The organism is Gordonia sp. NB41Y, from assembly GCF_030718915.1.
Classification (GTDB): Bacteria; Actinomycetota; Actinomycetes; order Mycobacteriales; family Mycobacteriaceae; genus Gordonia; species Gordonia desulfuricans.
Genome location: NZ_CP132196.1, coordinates 1,594,018 through 1,611,835, shown reverse-complemented (window position 1 = coordinate 1,611,835; position 17,818 = coordinate 1,594,018). Strand labels below are relative to the sequence as shown.

Below are 17,818 nucleotides of genomic sequence, written 5' to 3'. Positions count from 1 at the left end.
CTGTCCGGAAAAGCGTTGGCGACGAGGTGGGTTCGGGGAACGCGCCGCATCACGCCTGGGCGGCGGCGTCTTCGGCATCGGCTGCCGCGGTCATCGTCTGCAGCCAGTAGCCGTGCTGCACCGGGTACAGCCCTTCGTCCTCGTTGCGCACACCCGCCGACACGATCCCACTCATGCCGAGGCTGGTGGCCACCTCGTCGGGACCCGAGAGCCAGTGCTGTGCACCGCGACTCATGTCGTTCCACGGGGCGGCGGTGGCACGGAAGGTGAGCTGGCACGACCGGAACTCCTCGAGATCGTCCGGGGTGGCCATGCCGGAGGCGTTGAAGAAGTCCTCGTACTGCCGGATGCGGTGGGCGCGTGCCTCATCGCTCTCGCCCTTCGGGGCGATGCAGTAGATCGTCACCTCGGTCTTGTCCGGTGCGATCGGCCGGAAGTGCCGGATCTGCGTCGAGAACTGGTCCATCAGATACACATTCGGGTACAGGCAGAGGTTGCGTGACCCCTTGACCATGAATTCGCCCTTGGCATCGCCGAATTGGGATTTGAGCTCGTCCATCTTGTCCCACAGCGGGCGGTCCTGCGGGTTGGCGGCCCAGGTCCACAGGCACAGGTGTCCGTGCGGGAACGACCAGTACCCGCCACCGGATTTGCCCCAGCCGCCGGCGTCGAGGGCCTTGGTGTCGTTCTTTGACTCGCCGGTGTTGCGGCGGGAGGTGGTGGCGGCGTAGTTCCAGTGCGTGGCGGTCACGTGGTAGCCGTCGGCGCCGTTCTCCGCCTGCACCTTCCAGTTGCCGTCGTAGGTGTAGGTGGAGGAGCCGCGGAGCACTTCGAGGCCCTCCGGTGACTGGTCGACGAGCATGTCGATGACGGTGCGGGTGTCGCCGAGATGCTCCTCGAGCGGCAGGACGTCGGGGTTGAGGCTGCCGAACAGGAAGCCCCGGTAGTTGCCGAACTTCGCCACGTGGGTGAGGTTGTGGGAACCGTCGACGTCGAAGGTGTCCGGGTAGCCGGCGCCCTCGGGATCCTTGACCTTGAGCAGGGTCCCGTCGTTGCGGAAGGTCCAGCCGTGGAACGGGCAGGTCAGGGTCATCCGGTTGTCGGTCTTGCGCCGGCAGATCATCGCGCCGCGGTGGGCGCAGGCGTTGATCAGGCAGTGCAGTTCGCCGGACTTGTCGCGGGTGATCACCACCGGCTGACGGCCGATGTAGGTGGTGAAGTAGTCGCCGGGCTCGGGGAGCTGACTCTCGTGCGCCAGGTAGATCCAGTTGCCCTCGAAGATGTGGCGCATCTCCAGCTCGAAGATCTCCTCGTCGGTGAAGATCCGGCGATTGGCGCGGTAGATGCCGGCGTCCCGGTCGTCGATCACGGCGTCGGACAGGACCTGGCGGACGTGCGCGGTCACCGACTCTGCGGGAGTGGTCGGGGTGGGCCGATCGGTGACGGTCATGAATACCTCCTGAAGTGGGCTGTACTCCGACCCTCCCAGCACGTGGCGCCCGTCACACCAGGGCTATTGCCAGTCTTGGCCAAGCATCCCATTGATCGATCTCATCGATGAATAGGCCGAAACTGTGTCCTTGTCTCGTATCTATCTGGGGTTTACCGTGAGGTCATGCGTGGTGTTGATCACAGTGCACCGCGAGGGTGATCACAACGAGGTGACCACCGAGGTCCGAAAGGGTATTGACCATGGAGCTGCGGCATCTGCGCTACTTCGCAGCCGTCGCCGAGACCTGCCATTTCGGGCAGGCGGCGGCGATGCTGCACGTGGCCCAGCCGGCGCTCTCCTATGCGATCCGTCAGCTCGAGTCCGAGCTCGACGTCACCCTGTTCACCCGCACCACCCGGCAGGTCGCGCTCACCCCCGCCGGTGAGTTCCTCAAGACCGAGGCCGACCGTATCCTCGCCGACGTCGACACCGCCGTCGACGGGGTCCGTCGCATCGCCGCAGGCCGCAGCGGTGTGGTGCGACTGGGGCTGACCGGCATCGCGGCCTTCTCGCATCTGCCGCGGATCGCCCGGGCGGTCAAGCAGGCCCTGCCCGACGTCGAACTGCGGATCTCGTCGGACATGCTCACCCCGATGCAGTGCACCGCCCTGCAGTCCGGTGAACTCGACCTCGGGGTGCTGCGCCCGCCGGTGGTGGGCGACGGCTTCGAGGTCCGCACCATCGACGTCGAGCCGCAGGTTCTGGTGGTCTCCGCCGATCATCGCCTCGCCGTCGAACCGGTGATCTCGATGGTCGACCTGCGCAACGAGCCGTTCGTCATGTACGACAGCCGCGACTCGGCGGTCAACGACGCCACCGTACGCAGCTGCCGGCGCGCCGGCTTCGTTCCCCAACGGGCCCACGACGCGTCGGGCACCCCGGTGCTGCTGGCGCTGGTCGCCGCCGGTCTGGGCGTGGCCGTCCTGCCCGCCTCGGTGCGGGCACTTCCGCTGGACGGTCTGGTGATGCGCGAGCTGACCGATGCCGCCTCCACCGACATCGCGCTGGCCTGGACGGCCGGCAACCCCAACCCCGTCGTCGACGCGGTGGCCCGGGTCATCGGCGACGCCTTCGGGCCGACCGATGCAGCCGTACACACCGGATCGGCCGCCCCGACCGACACGACCACCCTGTCCACGGCGCAGGTCACTGCGCACCCGATGAGAGAGATCCGATGAAGATCACCGCGATCGAGGCGATCCCGTTCGCCATCCCGTACCGCAAGCCGTTGCGTTTCGCCTCGGGCGAGGTGTCGGTGGCCACGCATGTGCTGGTGCGGGTACACACCGACGACGGGATCGTGGGTGTGGCGGAGGCGCCGCCGCGCCCGTTCACCTACGGCGAGACCCAGCAGGGCATCGTCGCGGTGATCGAGACGGTCTTCGCGCCTCAGCTGATCGGGCTGACCCTGCTCGACCGCGAGCAGATGGTCGCCTCGCTGGCCCGCACGATCGGCAACCCCACCGCGAAAGCTGCTGTGGACATGGCGATCTGGGATGCGCTCGGCAAGACCCTGAAGCTGTCGGTGAACGAGATGCTCGGTGGCTACACCGATCGCATGCGGGTCAGCCACATGCTCGGCTTCGACGAGCCGGCCAAGATGGTCGCCGAGGCCGAGCGCATGCGCGACACCTACGGCATCGCGACGTTCAAGGTGAAGGTCGGCCGCCGGCCGGTCGGCCTCGACACCGCGGTCGTGCGGGCGTTGCGCGAGCGTTTCGACGACCAGATCGAGCTCTACGTCGACGGCAACCGCGGCTGGACCGCCGCCGAATCGCTGCGCGCGATGAAGGAGATGGCCGACCTCGACCTGCTGTTCGCCGAGGAACTGTGCCCCGCCGACGACGTGCTCGGCCGGCGGTGGCTGGTCGAACAGCTCGACATCCCGTTCATCGCCGACGAGTCGGTGCCCACCGCCGCCGACGTCACCCGCGAGATCCTCGGCCGGTCGGCCACCGCGATCAGCATCAAGACCGCGCGCACCGGTTTCACGTGGTCGCGGCGCGTCCATCACCTGGCCGAGGGTCTCGGCCTCGAGGTGGTGATGGGCAACCAGATCGACGGCCAGGTCGGCACCGCGTGCGCACTGGCCTTCGGTTCGTCGTTCCAGCTGACCTCGCGGTACGCCGGCGAGCTGTCGAACTTCCTCGACATGAGCGACGACCTGCTCACCGAACCGCTGCAGATCCGTGACGGCCATCTGCACACGTCGTCCGAACCCGGGATCGGCATCGAGATCGATCCGGAGAAGCTCGACCGCTACCGCGTCGACCGCTGATCCACCACGCAGACCGCAGCCCGACCCGCCCCGCAGACAGGAGAACCACCGATGCTGTTCCACGTTCGCATGGACGTCAACATCCCCAACGATCTCGATCCCGAGGTTCGCGCCGAGACCGTTGCCCGGGAGAAGGCGTACTCGCAGGACCTGCAGCGATCGGGTAAGTGGCCGCACATCTGGCGGATCGTCGGTGAGTACTCGAACTACTCCATCTTCGACGTCGCCGACAACAACGAGCTGCACGACGTCCTGTCGGCGCTTCCCCTGTTCCCCTACATGGACATCAAGGTGACCCCGCTGGCCACCCATCCGTCCGACATCGCTGCGGGCTGACCGGCCCTCACCCACAGCATCAGCCCAGGCCAACACACCCGAAGGAGTACCCAAGATGACGAACACCGTGGACACCAGCTTCGATGCCGAGGTGACCGCCAAGGCCGCCGAGTCCGGCGCCAACGCCTCGGCCCGGTTCCAGGAGCGCATGGCCAGCGTGGGTGGACGCTTCGGGCGTGATCGACACCGCCCGTGTCGATTACCTCGCCACCAAGGTGGTCAAGGCCCTCAACGACATCGTGATCGAGGACAAGGTCAGCTACGAGGAGTACAACGCTCTGAAGGCGTGGCTGATCAAGGTCGGTACCGACGGTGAGTGGCCGCTGTTCCTCGACGTCTGGCTCGAGCACTCGGTGGAAGAGGTCGCCAACGCCCACCGTGAGGGCAGCAAGGGCACCATCGAGGGCCCGTACTACCTGTCGGGTTCGCCCGAACTCGGTTGGAACGGAACCATTCCGATGCGTGACGACGAGCCGGGCACCCCGATGGTGTTCGCCGGTCAGGTGCGTGCGGTGGACGGCACCCCGCTGTCCGATGCCAAGGTGGAGCTGTGGCACGCCGACGACCTCGGCTTCTACTCGCAGTTCGCTCCGGGGCTGCCCGAGTGGAACCTGCGCGGCACCTGGATCACCAACGCCGACGGCCGGTTCGAGATCCACAGCCTGCGTCCGGCGCCCTACCAGATCCCGACCGACGGTGCGTGCGGCGAGCTGATCGCCGCGGCCGGCTGGCATGCGTGGCGTCCGGCCCACCTGCACTTCAAGGTGAGTGCCCCCGGGTACGAGCTGATCACCACCCAGCTGTACTTCCCGGGTGACCCGCACAACGACGACGACATCGCCTCGGCCGTCAAGCCCGAGCTGATGCTCGACCCGCGTGACGCCCCGAACGGTGAGGGTGTCCTCGTCGACTACGATTTCGTCCTCGATCCCGAGGCCTGATCTACCACCGCCCGTTGCTCGGTGGTCACTGACGAGGCGGGGCGACGAATCGAGAAGAACTCCTGCCCTTCTCGATTCGTCCCCCGCCTTGTTGCATATCCGGTCAGTCGCATATCCGGCAAGAAGGTGTTCCCATGCTCGTAGCCCCCACAACTCTCGTCGCGGCGACCTCCTCCGACGATCTCGCCGCGGCCCGCGCCCAGGCCTCGTCGTGGCGGTCGACCGAGATCGGGATCGCCGACCGTGATCTCACCGATGCCGCGCTGGCCGATCTGATCGCCACCGCCGCGGCGTTCGGCGAGGACTCGTTCGCGCGGGCGGTCACCGCGATCGTGTCGGCGCGGGCCGGATCGTTCCCGGTGATCCCGCATGTCGATGCGGCCACCGAGATCTTCCGCAGCTTCTTGCGCCACGACCTGATCGACGGATGGCTCTACGTGCGGGAAACCGATGGCTATCTGCATCCGTATCTGGTCATGGACATCTCCATGGAGCATGCCGACCGCACGCACGGACCGCGGATCAAGTTCACCATGGAGGCCGACAATGCGACGGTGAAGCGGCCGTCCCGCAAACCACGGCTGCTGGTGTTCGAGGAGACCGAGATCGTCGGGAAGTCGCCCGGCGATGTGCTGGTGTCCGGTGGCGCCTACAAGGAGACGGCCGAGCTGAAGGCCGAATACCAGGCGCGCCGTGATGATTACCAGCGAATCATCGACGAGGGGTTCGGGCGCCAGTTCCGTTACACCGGTCGGGTCATCCGCACCGACGACTACCGTGCACCCAACATCCGGGAGAACCGCAAGGTGGTGCACGACGTGGCGACGTCGGAGATCGCGGCGTTGCGGATGGTGGCGCCGTCGATCCTGTTCGACGACGGGGACTACGGCACGGTCCCGGTGATCACCGCGGTGCGTGTGTTCGATCTGGGTGCCCAGGACTTCCTCGACGTCAACACCGGTGACCTCACCGAGTACGCCTATGACGCCGACCTGCAACACAAACTGGTGTTGCCGGATGAGCAACGCGAACTGCTGAACATCCTGACCACCGACATCTCGGTCTTCACCGGCGACATCATCGACGGCAAGTCGGCAGGCAATGTGATCCTGGCGAAGGGCCGGCCCGGTGTGGGCAAGACCTTGACCGCCGAGGTGTACGCCGAGGTGACCGGCCGTCCGTTGTACTCGATCCATTCCGGATCTCTGGGTGTGACAGCCGAATTGGTGCGCAAGAACCTGGAGGTGATCTTCGACCGCGCCAAGCGGTGGGATGCGGTGCTGCTGCTCGACGAGGCCGATGTGTTCGTCATGGAACGCGGACTCGACCTCGCGCAGAATGCCATCGTCGCCGAATTCCTGCGCACTCTGGAGTATTTCGACGGCCTGCTGTTCCTGACCACCAATCGTGTGGACGGTGTGGACGAGGCGATCCTGGCGCGCTGCGCCGCGGTGATCGAGTACAACCCGCCGTCGGCGAAGGACGCCCGACAGGTCTGGCAGATCCTGGCCGCAGGCAACGACGTCGTGCTCCCCGAGGACCTGCTGGACGATCTGGTCGGCGGCTTCCCCCAGATCACGCCCCGAGACATCAAGATGCTTCTCCGCCTTGCCCTCCGGATGGCCAAGCATCGGGGCACCGAACTCGACGCCGCCGTCTTCGCCAGCAGCGCCGCATTCCGTGGCCTGCACTACGTTCCCTACGACGAGCGCGAGTTGCTGCGGTAGGGGCGACGGACCAGATCGTCGGCGTGACCACCTCTGAGGTGGTCGCCACCCGGCGCTGGCTGCGGGGATTTCGACTCGGGTCCTCGCGATGCTCGGTCCCGGCTCAATCATCAACCGGGCGTTGGTGGTTGAGCCGATGAGGAGCGTAGCGACGAGGCGTGTCGAAACCTCGGACGGCCGAGTTGCCGGGGTGACCACCTCGAACGTGGTTACCACTCGACGTTGGGTGCGGAGATTTCGACTCGGGTCCTCGCGATGCTCGCTCCCGGCTAAATCATCAACTGAGCGTTGGTGGTTGAGCCGATGAGGAGCGTAGCGACGAAGCGTGTCGAAACCTCAGACGGCCGACGTCGCCGGCGTGACCACCTCGAACGTGGTCACCACCCGACGCTGGCTGCGGAGATTTCGACACGGGTCCTCGCTTCGCTCGGTCCCGGCTCAATCATCAACCAGGCGTTGGTGGTTGAGACGATGAGGAGCGTAGCGACGAGGCGTGTCGAAACCTCAGACGGCCAAGTTGCCGGCGTGACCACCTCGAACGTGGTTGCCGCCAGACGTTGGCTGCGGAGATTTCGACTCGGGTCCTCGCGATGCTCGGTCCCGGCTCAATCATCGAACATTGCGCACCTCTGAGGTGGTCGCCACCCGACATTGGGTGCGGAGATTTCGACTCGGGTCCTCGCTTCGCTCGGTCCCGGCTCAATCATCAACTTGCTGTGGGTGGTTGAGCCTGAATCCACCGATCCGGTTTCAACGGTCGGATGAATGATGTTGGAGCCCTTGACCCCGATACCAACCCGATAAAGACACGTGTGTGTACCGCCGATCTCCAACGTCGGCCTGTTTCACCAGGTTTCAGATCAGGGCCACACACGGCCGAATGGTCAGGTCAAACACCAGGATTTCAATGAACAGTACTGGCATACAACCGATTCCACTCCACTTCCCAGGGCCACCCAGCCGGTAGATGTAACGACAAACGACGTGCCGACGACGAAATCCGCGCCGGTACCCCGATCAACGCACGCCGGATCGTGGTCGTGGTCGCACGCATCAATGATCCACCGGCCACGGTGGCCGCTGCCCGGGTGAGGTTGAACGCCATCACCGCACACGCCAACCACGCGGCGTTGGCAGAGAACTTCCCCGAGGGCATGTGGGCCATCGCCGAGGCCTTCAGATCGGCATGGACCTGCTCGATGATCGCGTGATGACGGTGCACACGATCAGCGACGACTTTGTCGGTGGTCATGTCGGTGGTGAAGAACGCATGGTGACGATACACATCGAACAACGAGTCACCATCAGGATTGAGGGCCAGGACCCGCCGCACGATCAACCGACCCGGAATCGGGGCCCGGGTACGCCCAGGTTTGACCGGTGTGGACGGTTTACCGACGAACCCGTCGAAGGGAACCTCGGCCACCTCGGCGGTACGCACCAGCTGCCCGTCTGTACCAACCTGGGTGGGGTTGGCCAGGGTGATCGTGGTCCACGCCGAGTCATCGATCGTGGAGATCGCGGTGGTCACGTTGCTGTACAACCGCACCGTCAACGACACCTGTGCCCCAGCCCGGTGGGCTGCGGCGACCAGGTCGTGGGAGTAGAACGCGGAATCACCCCGAACCAACACCGGCACCTCTCGTCCGGCCGGCCACGCCCGACGCAGGGTGTTCAACGATCGGGTCAACAGGTCGGCGGCTCCGCGCACCGAGTTACACGACCCGCCCCGCAGGCGGTGACCGAGGATGATCGGGGCCCGATCGGCGGTGGTGGCCGTCACCATGAGGGCGTTGATCCCACGGACCCCGCTGTAGCCGTATTTCGCGCCTTGTTTCTGGTGGCCGTAACACTGGTTGATGGTGTCGTCGAGATCGACCAGTACCCGTTCACCAGCAGGGTTGAGGAGGTGGGTGTGTTCGATCAGGCCGGCCAACAGGCGGGTGGCGATCGCCTCGTACTGGGCGACCGTGCCGCGGGTGGAAGCCCGCAGAAACGTGCCCAGCGTCGACGGGGCGTGGGTGTGGCCGTAGATCGTGCCCATCCCGCCGTGGCCGATGATCGACAATCCGTCGATGGTGTCGGCGCCCATCACCATGCCCATCACGATTGCTGAGAGTTTCCGGCCGGCGTTGGCGCCGGTATCGGTGGGGATGGTCAACCACTGATCGCCGAGTTCTTGCAGGCCACACGTTTGGGCCAGACGCATCACCGGTACCACCCCGGCCGGCCCGATCAGGTTGCGGTCATCGAATGATGCTGACTTTACCGGCAAGGTGTGGCAGGATCGCATCTGCGAGATGCCCTTTCTTTGTGTGTGGGTCGAACCTTCGATAAGTCTGATTCTCACACTCGGACAGGGCATTTCGTGTTTCCCACGCCGTTTCGGGCCCAGGTTTTTCCATCTGGATCGGTGGATTCAGGTTGAGCCGATGAGGAGCATAGCGACATCGAAGGCCGCCCACCTCGATCATCGCAGACTGACCACACCAATCATCAACTGAGCGTCGGTGGTTGAGATTGAGCGTGCTGCTGTTTCCCTTGACGCTCGGCCAATGCGCGAAGGAAGAACAGCAGGTTGGCGGGTCGTTCGGCCAGACGGCGGACGAAGTAGCCGTACCACTGGCTGCCGTACGGGATGTACACCCGCACCTGTGCGCCGGCGTCGGCCAGCCGACGCTGCTCATCGGAACGGATTCCGAAGAGCATCTGGTGCTCCCAGGATTCCGGGGACCTGCCGGACTCGTGCGCAAGGGCCTGGGCTGCCTCGATCATCGTCGGGTCGTGACTGGCGACCATGGGATGGCCGTCGCCGTGCATCAGGATTCGCAGACACCGCAGATAGGAGTCGTCGACCTGGGCGTGGGTGTCGAATGCCACCGACGGCGGTTCGGCATAGGCACCCTTGCACAGCCTGATGCGTGCCCCCGACGCGGCGAACTCGCGGCAGTCGTCCTCGGTGCGACGGAGATAGGCCTGCAAAACGGTCCCGAGATCGTCGAAGTCCCGGCGTAGTTCCCGCACGATGTCGAGTCGCTCGGAGACGGTCGAGTGGTCCTCGGCGTCGATGGTCACCAGCACCCCACGGCTGTGCGCGGCCGCACAGATCGTTCGGGCGTTCTCGGTCGCTGTCTTGCGGCCGTGCCGAGGGAGTGACTGGCCGAGCGCGGTCAGCTTGAGCGACACCTCCAGACGCCCGGAACCCGACGCCTCCAACCCTGACATCGATTCCAGGACAGACAGATATGCTCTCACCGTCGTATCGGCGTCGGCCTCGTCGACGGTGGCCTCCCCGAGGTGGTCCACGCTCACCGACAACCCGCCGGCGAGCGACGCCGCCACCGCCGACAGCACGTCGTCCTGGGTCTCGCCGGCCACGAACCGGTCCACCACCCGAGCGGTGACCGGCAGGCGCGTCGCCGTGTTCTTGATGTGGTCGGCGGCCGCGGCCCGCAGGATCACCGGTCGCAGAATCGAATCGAACGCGGTGCTCATCGCGCAGCCATGTGCGGATAGGCGGATGCGGTGGGCGGGACGAAGGTCTCCTTGATGGTCCGGGTGGAGGTCCACCGCATCAGATTGGCCTTGGAGCCGGCCTTGTCGTTGGTGCCCGACGCGCGACCGCCGCCAAAGGGCTGCTGGCCGACGACGGCCCCGGTGGGCTTGTCGTTGATGTAGAAGTTGCCGGCCGCGTTGCGCAGGATGTCGGCGGCGGTGGCCACCGCCGACACCTCACCGGCGATGATCGATCCGGTCAGCGCATAGCGTGCTGTCGAGTCCACCAGATGCAGTGTGTCGGTGTAGGTGTCGTCGTCGTAGACATGCACCGACAGGATCGGGCCGAAGTACTCGGTACTGAACGCCTCGTCGGTGGGGTCGTCTCCGAGGAGCACGGTCGGCCGGACGAAGTATCCGGTGGTGTCGTCGCTCGTGCCGCCCACCGCAACCGTCATCGTCGGTACCGTCTTGGCGCGGTCGATGGCGGCCACCGACTTGTCATAGGCGCGGCGATCGATCAGTGCCGAACCGAAGTTGCCCAGATCCCGGACGTCACCGTAGGTGAGTTCGTCGGTCTCGCCCAGGAAGTCGTCACCCATCCGGTCCCACACCGAGCGTGCGATGTAGGCGCGTGACGCGGCCGAACACTTCTGGCCCTGATACTCGAAGGCGCCGCGGATCAACGCCGTACGCAGGACATCCGGATCTGCCGAGGCGTGGGCGACGATGAAATCCTTCCCACCGGTCTCGCCGACCAGACGCGGATAGTTGCGGTACCGGTCGATCCGCGCACCCACCTCCCGCCACAGGTGCTGGAAGGTGGCCGTCGAACCGGTGAAGTGGATGCCGGCGAGATCGGGATCGGTCAGCGCCACCTCCGACACCGCGTGCCCGTCGCCGTGCACGAGGTTGATCACCCCGGGCGGCATCCCCGCCTCCACCAGTACCTGCATGGTCAGTTGTGCCGAATACGCTTGTGTCGGTGAGGGCTTCCACACCACGGTGTTACCCATCAACATGGGCGCGGTCGGCAGATTGGCCGCGATCGCGGTGAAGTTGAACGGGGTGACGGCATAGACGAATCCGTCGAGTGGACGATGATCGAGGCGATTCCACACCCCGGGTGACGAGACCGGCTGTTCGGCGAGGATCTCGCGGGCGAATGTGACGTTGAACCGCCAGAAGTCGACGAGTTCACATGGCGCGTCGATCTCGGCCTGCTGCACGGTCTTCGACTGGCCGAGCATGGTGGCCGCGGCGATCCGCTCCCGCCATGGCCCCGACAACAGGTCCGCCGCACGCAGCAGCACCGCGGCCCGATCATCGAAGGGGGTGCGGGCCCAGTCCTCGGCCGCATTGCGTGCGGCGTCGATCGCGGCACGCGCGTCGTGGTGGGTGGCGTTGCGGATGGTGCCGAGCACCTCGTGGTGTGCATGCGGTTGTACGACGGGAACGGGATCGCCGTCACCGGAATGGGCGACGCCACCGATGACGTGCGGCAGGTCGCGGGGTTCGGCAGCACTCTGCGCGGTCAGTTCGCCCGTGATGCGCTCGCGCTCCGGGGTGCCCGGAGCATAGGTGTGGACGGGCTCGTTGGACGGTCGGGGAACAGTGGTGATGGCATCCATACCTCAGTGCAGCAACCAACGGATCGTCCCGATATGTCCGATCGGCACAAGATCGGACGTTGGTCTTGTCGGATAGGACGAACAGTTACCGGGAATCCGGACCTGCACCGGTCTAGCGTGGGGACATGGGCCACCCGGAGACCACCCCGCTCGACGGCGTCGAGCTGGGGCGTCTGCTGCTGGCCCTGGACCGGACCGTCGCCACGCTGGTGACCGCGCCCGCCGGGCTCGACAGGCCGATCGCGGAGCTGGCGATGCTCGATGCCGACGACGTCGAGCTCGGGCTCGGTCGGGGTGCACGCGGGGCCCAGCTGTTTCTGCTGGTCGGTGTGGGCGGGGCGGCGGCGATCGAATGGCTCGACGGACTGGGCGGCCCACTGCCGGTGGCATTGATGGCCAAGGCACCCACACCTGAGGTGGTGGAGCGCGCCGCGGCACGGGGCGTCGCGGTGATCGCCGTCGACCCGCACGCCCGGTGGGAGCGGGTGTATCACCTCGTCAGCGCGGTGATCGACGCCGCGGCCGCCACGATCGGTGCTGGGGAGTCGATGCTGCAGGGACATGTGGGTGATCTCTTCGAGCTCGCCGCGGAGGTCGCGCGCCGGACCGGTGGCCTGATCAGCATCGAGGACGAACGCTCGCATGTGCTGGCCTACAGTTCGGCCGGCGACGAGGCCGACGAACTGCGCAGACTGTCGATCCTGGGGCGGGAGGGTCCGCCGGAGATGCTGGCATGGTTGCGTCAGTGGGGGGTGATGGATGCGCTGCGGACATCGGCGACGGTGGTCACCGTGGACGCCCGCACCGACCTCGGCCTGCGTCCCCGCCGCGCGGTGGCGATCCGTGCGCCCGTCGTCGGCGGCACGTCGGGGGAGCGGCGCATCGGGGAGTTCCTCGGCGTGGTGTGGCTGCAGCAGGGCGATGCCGAGCCCGCGGCCGACGCCGACGAGGTGCTGATCGGTGCCGCGGCGGTCGCCGCGCGGGTGATCGTCCGCCGACGTGCCGCGGGTTCCGGCCACGACGACCTCGTCCGGCGGCTCCTCGGGGTGCGGGGCGGCCCGGTCGCCGGCCAGCACCTCGGGACCGAACTGGGCATCGATCCGGTGGCACCGGTCGTGGTGGTGGGATTCGGTCCCGACGACCCGGCGACGGTGTCGGTGACGTCGGGGCAGATCTCGGCACTCACCCTGCACGCCAGCGCCTTCAGTCCGTTGTCGGTGACCACGACGGTGGGTGCACGTGCCTACGTGGTGTTGCCGTCGGTGGAACCGCCGGCCGCACAGGCGTGGGCGCAGACCGTCGTCGACGCCACCCGCCGACAGTTCGGTCTGGCAGTGCGTGCCGTGATCGCCGGTCCGGCAACCGGTGTGGGGGAGGTGCCGGAGCTGCGGGTCCAGGTCGACAGGGTGCTCGACGCCGCGGGCCGGGCGGGTGACCTGATCGATCCGGTGACCACGGTGGCCGCGTCCCGGACCGGTGTGGTGTTGGGGTCGATCGTCGAATTGCTCTCGGAAAACCCGGATCTCGTCGATCCTCGGGTGCGCGAACTCGCCGACGCCGACGCCCGTGGCGGCAGTGAGTTCGTGGTGTCGTTACGGGCCTACCTGGATCGGTTCGGCGACGTGCGGGCGGCGGCGGCCGATCTCGACGTCCACCCGAACACGCTGCGCTACCGGATTCGGCGACTCCAGACGGTCACCGGAATGGATCTGGCCGACCCGGCCACCAGGGTGGTGGTGGCGTTGTCGTTGCGGGTGCTCATGCCCCCGCACCGACCGGGTCGGCCAGATCTGTTGTGACGGTGTGGATCAGAGGATGGTCAGCATCTCGCTGTAGGTGGGCAGCGGCCACAGGTCGTCGGCCACGATGCTCTCCAGTCGGTCCGATGCGACGCGCACGTCGTTCATCACCGGGATCAGCGACTTCAGGGCGTACTCGGCCTCGGTCTCGACGGTGTCACCGTGGAAGCCGCCGATGGCCTCCTCGAGGATGTCCATCTTGTCGTTGAGCTCGCTCACCGCGACGGTCATCGTCTTGAGCACCGGGGTCTCCATGTCGACCCCCGCGGCCTTCAGGCTGGCCTGGGTGCCGGCGAGTTCGCCCATGTAGCGGGTGGCCGCGGGCAGGATCATGGTCTTGGCGACCTCGAGGGTCTCCTTGGCCTCCACCAGCAGGGCCAGGGCGTACTGCTCGAGAACGACCTCCTTGCGTGCCTTGAGTTCTCGCTCGGAGAGGATGCCGTAGCTGCTCATCAGCTCCTTGATCGCCGGCTCGTCGAGCTGGGCCATCGCGTCGACGGTGGTGCGCAGGTTGAGCAGTCCGCGGGTGGCGGCCTCCTCCTGCCATGCATCGGAGTAGCCGTCACCGTTGAACACCACCTTGCCGTGCTCGACGATGATCTCCTCGAGCACCTTCTGTACGGCGTCGTCGAAGGTGAGGCCCTCCTCGGCGGACTTCTCCAGGCTGGTGCAGACATAGTCCAGCGACTCGGCGAGCATCGCGTTGATCGCGATCATCGGATCGGCGATCGACTGGTTGGAGCCGGGTGCCCGGAACTCGAAACGGTTGCCGGTGAAGGCGAACGGGCTGGTGCGGTTGCGGTCACCGGCGTCGGCCTTGAGCGGCGGCAGGGTGTCGACGCCGAGTTCGATGACGCCGGAGGCCTTGCTGGCCTTGGCGCCGCCCTTGGCGATCTGGTCGAAGACGTCGGCGAGCTGCTCACCGAGGAAGATCGAGATGATCGCCGGCGGGGCCTCGTTGGCGCCGAGGCGGTGATCGTTGGATGCCGAGGCGATCGAGGAGCGCAGCAGACCGCCGTACTTGTGCACACCGCGGATGATGGCCGCACAGAACACCAGGAACTGCTCGTTCTCGTGCGGGGTGTCACCCGGGTTGAGCAGGTTGCCCTGGTTGTTGTTGCCGAGCGAGAAGTTGACGTGCTTGCCCGAACCGTTGACGCCGGCGAACGGCTTCTCGTGCAGCAGACAGACCATGCCGTAGCGTTCGGCCACCTTCTTCATGGTGGTCATCATCAGCTGCTGGTGGTCGTGGGCGAGGTTGGACTTCTCGAAGACCGGGGCGATCTCGAACTGGCCGGGGGCCACCTCGTTGTGCCGGGTCTTGGCCGGGATGCCCTGTTTGAACAGCTCGCGGTCGAGCTCGATCATGAAGGCCAGCACACGATCCGGGATGGCGCCGAAGTAGTGGTCGTCGAATTCCTGGCCCTTGGACGGCTTGGCGCCGAACAGGGTCCGGTTGGCGGTCATCAGGTCGGGGCGGGCGAAGTAGAAGTGCCGATCGATCAGGAAGTACTCCTGCTCGGCGCCCGCATAGGACACGACGGTGTCGATGTCGGTGTGGCCGAACAGCTTCAGCAGTCGCATCGCCTGCTTGCTCATGGCCTGCTGGCTGCGCAGCAGCGGGGTCTTCTTGTCGAGGGCCTCACCGGTCCAGGAGATGAAGATGGTGGGGATGCACAGCGTGTTGCCCTTGGGGTTCTCCAGGATGTACGCCGGGCTGGTGACGTCCCAGCCGGTGTAGCCGCGGGCCTCGAAGGTGCCGCGCAGGCCGCCGTTGGGGAAGCTCGAGGCATCCGGCTCGCCCTGCAGCAGGGTCTTGCCCTGGAACTCGGCCAGCGAGGCACCCGAGGAGTCGGGCTCGAGGAACGAGTCGTGCTTCTCGGCGGTGAAGCCGGTCAGCGGGTAGAAGACGTGCGCGTAGTGGGATGCGCCCTTCTCGATGGCCCAGTCCTTCATCGCCGAGGCGACGTAGTCGGCCAGGGTGGGATCGAGCGGAGCTCCCTTGTCGATGGTGGCCGAGACCGCCTTGAACACGTGCTTGGGGAGGCGCGACTTCATCACCGAGAGGGTGAAGACGTTGCGGCCGAATGTGTCGGCGAGCGGCTCGGCGAAGCCCTCGTCGTCCATCTCGTAGGTGGTCACGGCCTCGATGGCCTGTCGGCGCGACATGCTGCCACTCATGGGTACTCCTGGGGGATTTCGGTCCCGCTCTCCCCGGGGGCCTGGGTGGCCCCGGGCAGGGCACGGGCGTTGTGCAAGCGATACGACGCTATGAGTGGCAGGTACCCGCATCGTTGCGTGAATGTGACGCCCGTGAAAACTAGGTTTGTCTCCCCGAATGCGGAATGGTCAGTGGTCGACGTCGGCGCGGGTGATGGTGATCGCGGCGATCACGATGCCGATCACGATGCCGATCACGGTGTCGAGGACGCGGTCGACGGCGGCGTCGGGGCTCAGGTGGGCGCCGATCCCGGTCAGCAGCAGCGCCATCGGGGTGACGACCACCGAGCACAGTGCGTAGTTGACGGTGGAGAAGATCTCGGCGGCGACCTGGAAGACGACGATCGCCACGACCGCACCCCAGTAGCCGAGCGGCAGGGCGAGCAGGATCGCCGCGATCACGCCGCCGACGACATTGCCGATGAGGCGTTGCACACCGCGGCGGACGGTGAGGTGATAGGCCACACCCTGCATGGCGGCGACGCCGCCCATGGCTGCCCACATCGGATGGGCGAGGCCGATGGCGGTGGCGATGCCACCGGCGATCGCGGCGGCGACGGTGATGCGTCCGGCGGTGAAGAGCAGGTGGCGGTGTGCGGCGCGGGTGCGGCCGCCGGCGAGTGCCACGCGCAGCGATTCGCGACGCGGCTTGTCGGCGTCGGTGCGGGCCAGGCCCAGCAACCACGGGGCGATCGAGGCCAGGATGCCGACGACGGCGCCGATCGCGGTGGCGGCGGTGGCATAACCGATGCCGGTGGTGGCCGCGGATGCCGCGGCACCGTTGGCGGCGAACATGATGATCACCGCTCCCGGTCCGACGATGTGCAGTGAGGTCATCAGGTACACCGATGCGCCGCCGAGCAGGGAGATCACGATGATGTCGACGACCATCGACGAGGAGTACGTGCCCAGCGTCCCGCCGATCGCGACCGAGGCGGTCAGGGCGGCGCCGATCACCAGCAGCCGGGGTAGACGGACCGGGTAGGGGTCGGGCCGGCAGAACGCGGAGATCAACGCGCCCAGTGCGGCGAGGCCGGCGACATCTCGATGACCGGTGAGCCCGCCCACGATCATCACCAGTGCCACCGCGATGCCGACGCGGATCGGCACCGCGTATCCGATCCGGGAGAACTCCACGGTCGCGATGTCCCGCCAGGTCTGCGCCCGTACCCAGTGCCGCACCGCATCGCCGCGCAACGAGCGGGCCGATTCGGCGGCGGCCGGTTCGAGTGGGGCGGATGCGGACACGACGGGGGTGGTGGGGGTGGACGACATAGAATTACTTTAGCACTGTTTTACTAGTGAAGTATTTCGAATGACGAAGACGATGAGGGATTATGATTGCCCAGGTGACCGAAACCACCGATGTCGTCGACCATGTCCTCGGTGAGTGGGCCCGCGCCTATCCGGATCTGGACATGTCGCCGGTGGGCATCCTCGGCCGCGTCCAGCGCATCGCCTCGGTCACCAGCGCACGCCTCGATCGCAACCTCGAGGTACACGGCATCACCCGCTCGGAGTTCGACGTCCTCGGTGCACTCGTGCGCGCCGATCGACCACTGCGCGCCAGCGAGGTGGTGTTCACGACCATGCTCAGCGGGGCGTCGGTGACCAAGATCAGCGACAGCCTGTCCCGCCGCGGCCTGCTCGAGCGGCACAAGTCCGAACGGGACGGTCGGGTGGTGCTGCTCACGTCCACCGACGCCGGGCGCGCGCTGGTCGACCGTGAACTCCCGCGACGCCTCGACGACGACCGGCAGGTCCTCGACGGACTCGACGACGCCGAGCGCGCGGCCCTGACCACACTGCTGCGCAAGGTGTCTCTGTCGCTGGGGGAGTGACCACGATCGGGATGCGCGGGTCGGGATTCGCCGTCGCGACGACACCGGAGACGCCGAC

The 17,818-nt window shown here is 66.6% G+C and carries 12 protein-coding genes and 1 pseudogene; 7 read left to right on the top strand and 6 right to left on the bottom strand.

Annotated features, from left to right (window positions below):
- Nucleotides 1–49: 49 nt before the first annotated feature.
- Nucleotides 50–1,450, bottom strand: a complete 1,401-nt coding sequence (gene benA, locus Q9K23_RS06920; RefSeq protein ID WP_020792271.1) for a benzoate 1,2-dioxygenase large subunit — start codon at nt 1,448–1,450, stop codon at nt 50–52.
- 242 nt (nt 1,451–1,692) lie between these two features.
- Here benA and Q9K23_RS06915 point away from each other — a divergent pair, with 242 nt between their 5' ends.
- The 5 genes and pseudogenes from Q9K23_RS06915 (at nt 1,693) to Q9K23_RS06895 (ending at nt 6,774) form a co-directional block, all read left to right on the top strand.
- Nucleotides 1,693–2,670 (top strand): LysR substrate-binding domain-containing protein, encoded by a 978-nt coding sequence (locus tag Q9K23_RS06915; RefSeq protein WP_082366040.1) that lies wholly within the window; start codon nt 1,693–1,695, stop codon nt 2,668–2,670.
- Entirely contained in the window at nt 2,667–3,770 is a 1,104-nt protein-coding gene (locus Q9K23_RS06910) for an enolase C-terminal domain-like protein (RefSeq protein WP_020791428.1), read from the top strand. The genes Q9K23_RS06915 and Q9K23_RS06910 overlap by 4 nt, the downstream gene beginning before the upstream one ends.
- 51 nt (nt 3,771–3,821) lie before the next feature.
- Complete coding sequence (gene catC, locus Q9K23_RS06905; protein ID WP_020791421.1) at nt 3,822–4,106, top strand: muconolactone Delta-isomerase; 285 nt, start codon at nt 3,822–3,824, stop codon at nt 4,104–4,106.
- 55 nt (nt 4,107–4,161) lie between these two features.
- Nucleotides 4,162–5,047, top strand: a pseudogene (gene catA, locus Q9K23_RS06900) (catechol 1,2-dioxygenase).
- A 134-nt stretch (nt 5,048–5,181) separates the two neighbouring features.
- Complete coding sequence (locus Q9K23_RS06895; RefSeq protein WP_020791423.1) at nt 5,182–6,774, top strand: ATP-binding protein; 1,593 nt, start codon at nt 5,182–5,184, stop codon at nt 6,772–6,774.
- 904 nt (nt 6,775–7,678) lie between these two features.
- Here Q9K23_RS06895 and Q9K23_RS06890 read toward each other — a convergent pair.
- From Q9K23_RS06890 to pruA, 3 genes are all read right to left on the bottom strand, one after another.
- A complete protein-coding gene (locus tag Q9K23_RS06890; protein WP_305950440.1) occupies nt 7,679–9,067 on the bottom strand; it encodes an IS1380 family transposase in 1,389 nt (462 codons plus the stop codon).
- A 203-nt stretch (nt 9,068–9,270) separates the two neighbouring features.
- On the bottom strand, nt 9,271–10,269 hold the full coding sequence (locus Q9K23_RS06885) for a proline dehydrogenase family protein (RefSeq protein WP_020791398.1): 999 nt from the start codon (nt 10,267–10,269) through the stop codon (nt 9,271–9,273).
- Nucleotides 10,266–11,900 carry an L-glutamate gamma-semialdehyde dehydrogenase gene (pruA, locus tag Q9K23_RS06880; protein ID WP_020791399.1) on the bottom strand — a complete coding sequence of 545 codons (1,635 nt, stop codon included), beginning with the start codon at nt 11,898–11,900 and terminating at the stop codon, nt 10,266–10,268. Before pruA ends, Q9K23_RS06885 begins: the two co-directional genes overlap by 4 nt.
- Nucleotides 11,901–12,025: 125 nt before the next feature.
- Here pruA and Q9K23_RS06875 point away from each other — a divergent pair, with 125 nt between their 5' ends.
- On the top strand, nt 12,026–13,699 hold the full coding sequence (locus Q9K23_RS06875; protein ID WP_305950439.1) for a PucR family transcriptional regulator: 1,674 nt from the start codon (nt 12,026–12,028) through the stop codon (nt 13,697–13,699).
- A 9-nt stretch (nt 13,700–13,708) separates the two neighbouring features.
- On the opposite strand, the gene Q9K23_RS06870 is transcribed toward Q9K23_RS06875, so the two are convergent.
- Both Q9K23_RS06870 and Q9K23_RS06865 read right to left on the bottom strand, forming a co-directional pair.
- Complete coding sequence (locus Q9K23_RS06870) at nt 13,709–15,880, bottom strand: glutamine synthetase III (protein WP_053776909.1); 2,172 nt, start codon at nt 15,878–15,880, stop codon at nt 13,709–13,711.
- A gap of 168 nt (nt 15,881–16,048) precedes the next feature.
- On the bottom strand, nt 16,049–17,194 hold the full coding sequence (locus tag Q9K23_RS06865; RefSeq protein ID WP_082365817.1) for an FUSC family protein: 1,146 nt from the start codon (nt 17,192–17,194) through the stop codon (nt 16,049–16,051).
- Between the two features lie 62 nt (nt 17,195–17,256).
- On the opposite strand from Q9K23_RS06865, the gene Q9K23_RS06860 reads away from it, so the two are divergent.
- A complete protein-coding gene (locus tag Q9K23_RS06860; protein WP_020792916.1) occupies nt 17,257–17,760 on the top strand; it encodes a MarR family transcriptional regulator in 504 nt (167 codons plus the stop codon).
- Nucleotides 17,761–17,818 lie beyond the last annotated feature (58 nt).

Excerpts from the sequence above, each read along its gene's own strand:
- Q9K23_RS06875 (WP_305950439.1), top strand. The coding sequence starts at position 12,026 with ATGGGCCACCCGGAGACCACCCCGCTCGACGGCGTCGAGCTGGGGCGT.
- Q9K23_RS06895 (WP_020791423.1), top strand. The coding sequence starts at position 5,182 with ATGCTCGTAGCCCCCACAACTCTCGTCGCGGCGACCTCCTCCGACGAT.
- catC (WP_020791421.1), top strand. The coding sequence starts at position 3,822 with ATGCTGTTCCACGTTCGCATGGACGTCAACATCCCCAACGATCTCGAT.
- Q9K23_RS06910 (WP_020791428.1), top strand. The coding sequence starts at position 2,667 with ATGAAGATCACCGCGATCGAGGCGATCCCGTTCGCCATCCCGTACCGC.
- Q9K23_RS06890 (WP_305950440.1), bottom strand. The coding sequence starts at position 9,067 with ATGCGATCCTGCCACACCTTGCCGGTAAAGTCAGCATCATTCGATGAC.
- benA (WP_020792271.1), bottom strand. The coding sequence starts at position 1,450 with ATGACCGTCACCGATCGGCCCACCCCGACCACTCCCGCAGAGTCGGTG.
- Q9K23_RS06860 (WP_020792916.1), top strand. The coding sequence starts at position 17,257 with ATGATTGCCCAGGTGACCGAAACCACCGATGTCGTCGACCATGTCCTC.
- Q9K23_RS06865 (WP_082365817.1), bottom strand. The coding sequence starts at position 17,194 with ATGTCGTCCACCCCCACCACCCCCGTCGTGTCCGCATCCGCCCCACTC.
- Q9K23_RS06885 (WP_020791398.1), bottom strand. The coding sequence starts at position 10,269 with ATGAGCACCGCGTTCGATTCGATTCTGCGACCGGTGATCCTGCGGGCC.
- pruA (WP_020791399.1), bottom strand. The coding sequence starts at position 11,900 with ATGGATGCCATCACCACTGTTCCCCGACCGTCCAACGAGCCCGTCCAC.
- Q9K23_RS06915 (WP_082366040.1), top strand. The coding sequence starts at position 1,693 with ATGGAGCTGCGGCATCTGCGCTACTTCGCAGCCGTCGCCGAGACCTGC.
- Q9K23_RS06870 (WP_053776909.1), bottom strand. The coding sequence starts at position 15,880 with ATGAGTGGCAGCATGTCGCGCCGACAGGCCATCGAGGCCGTGACCACC.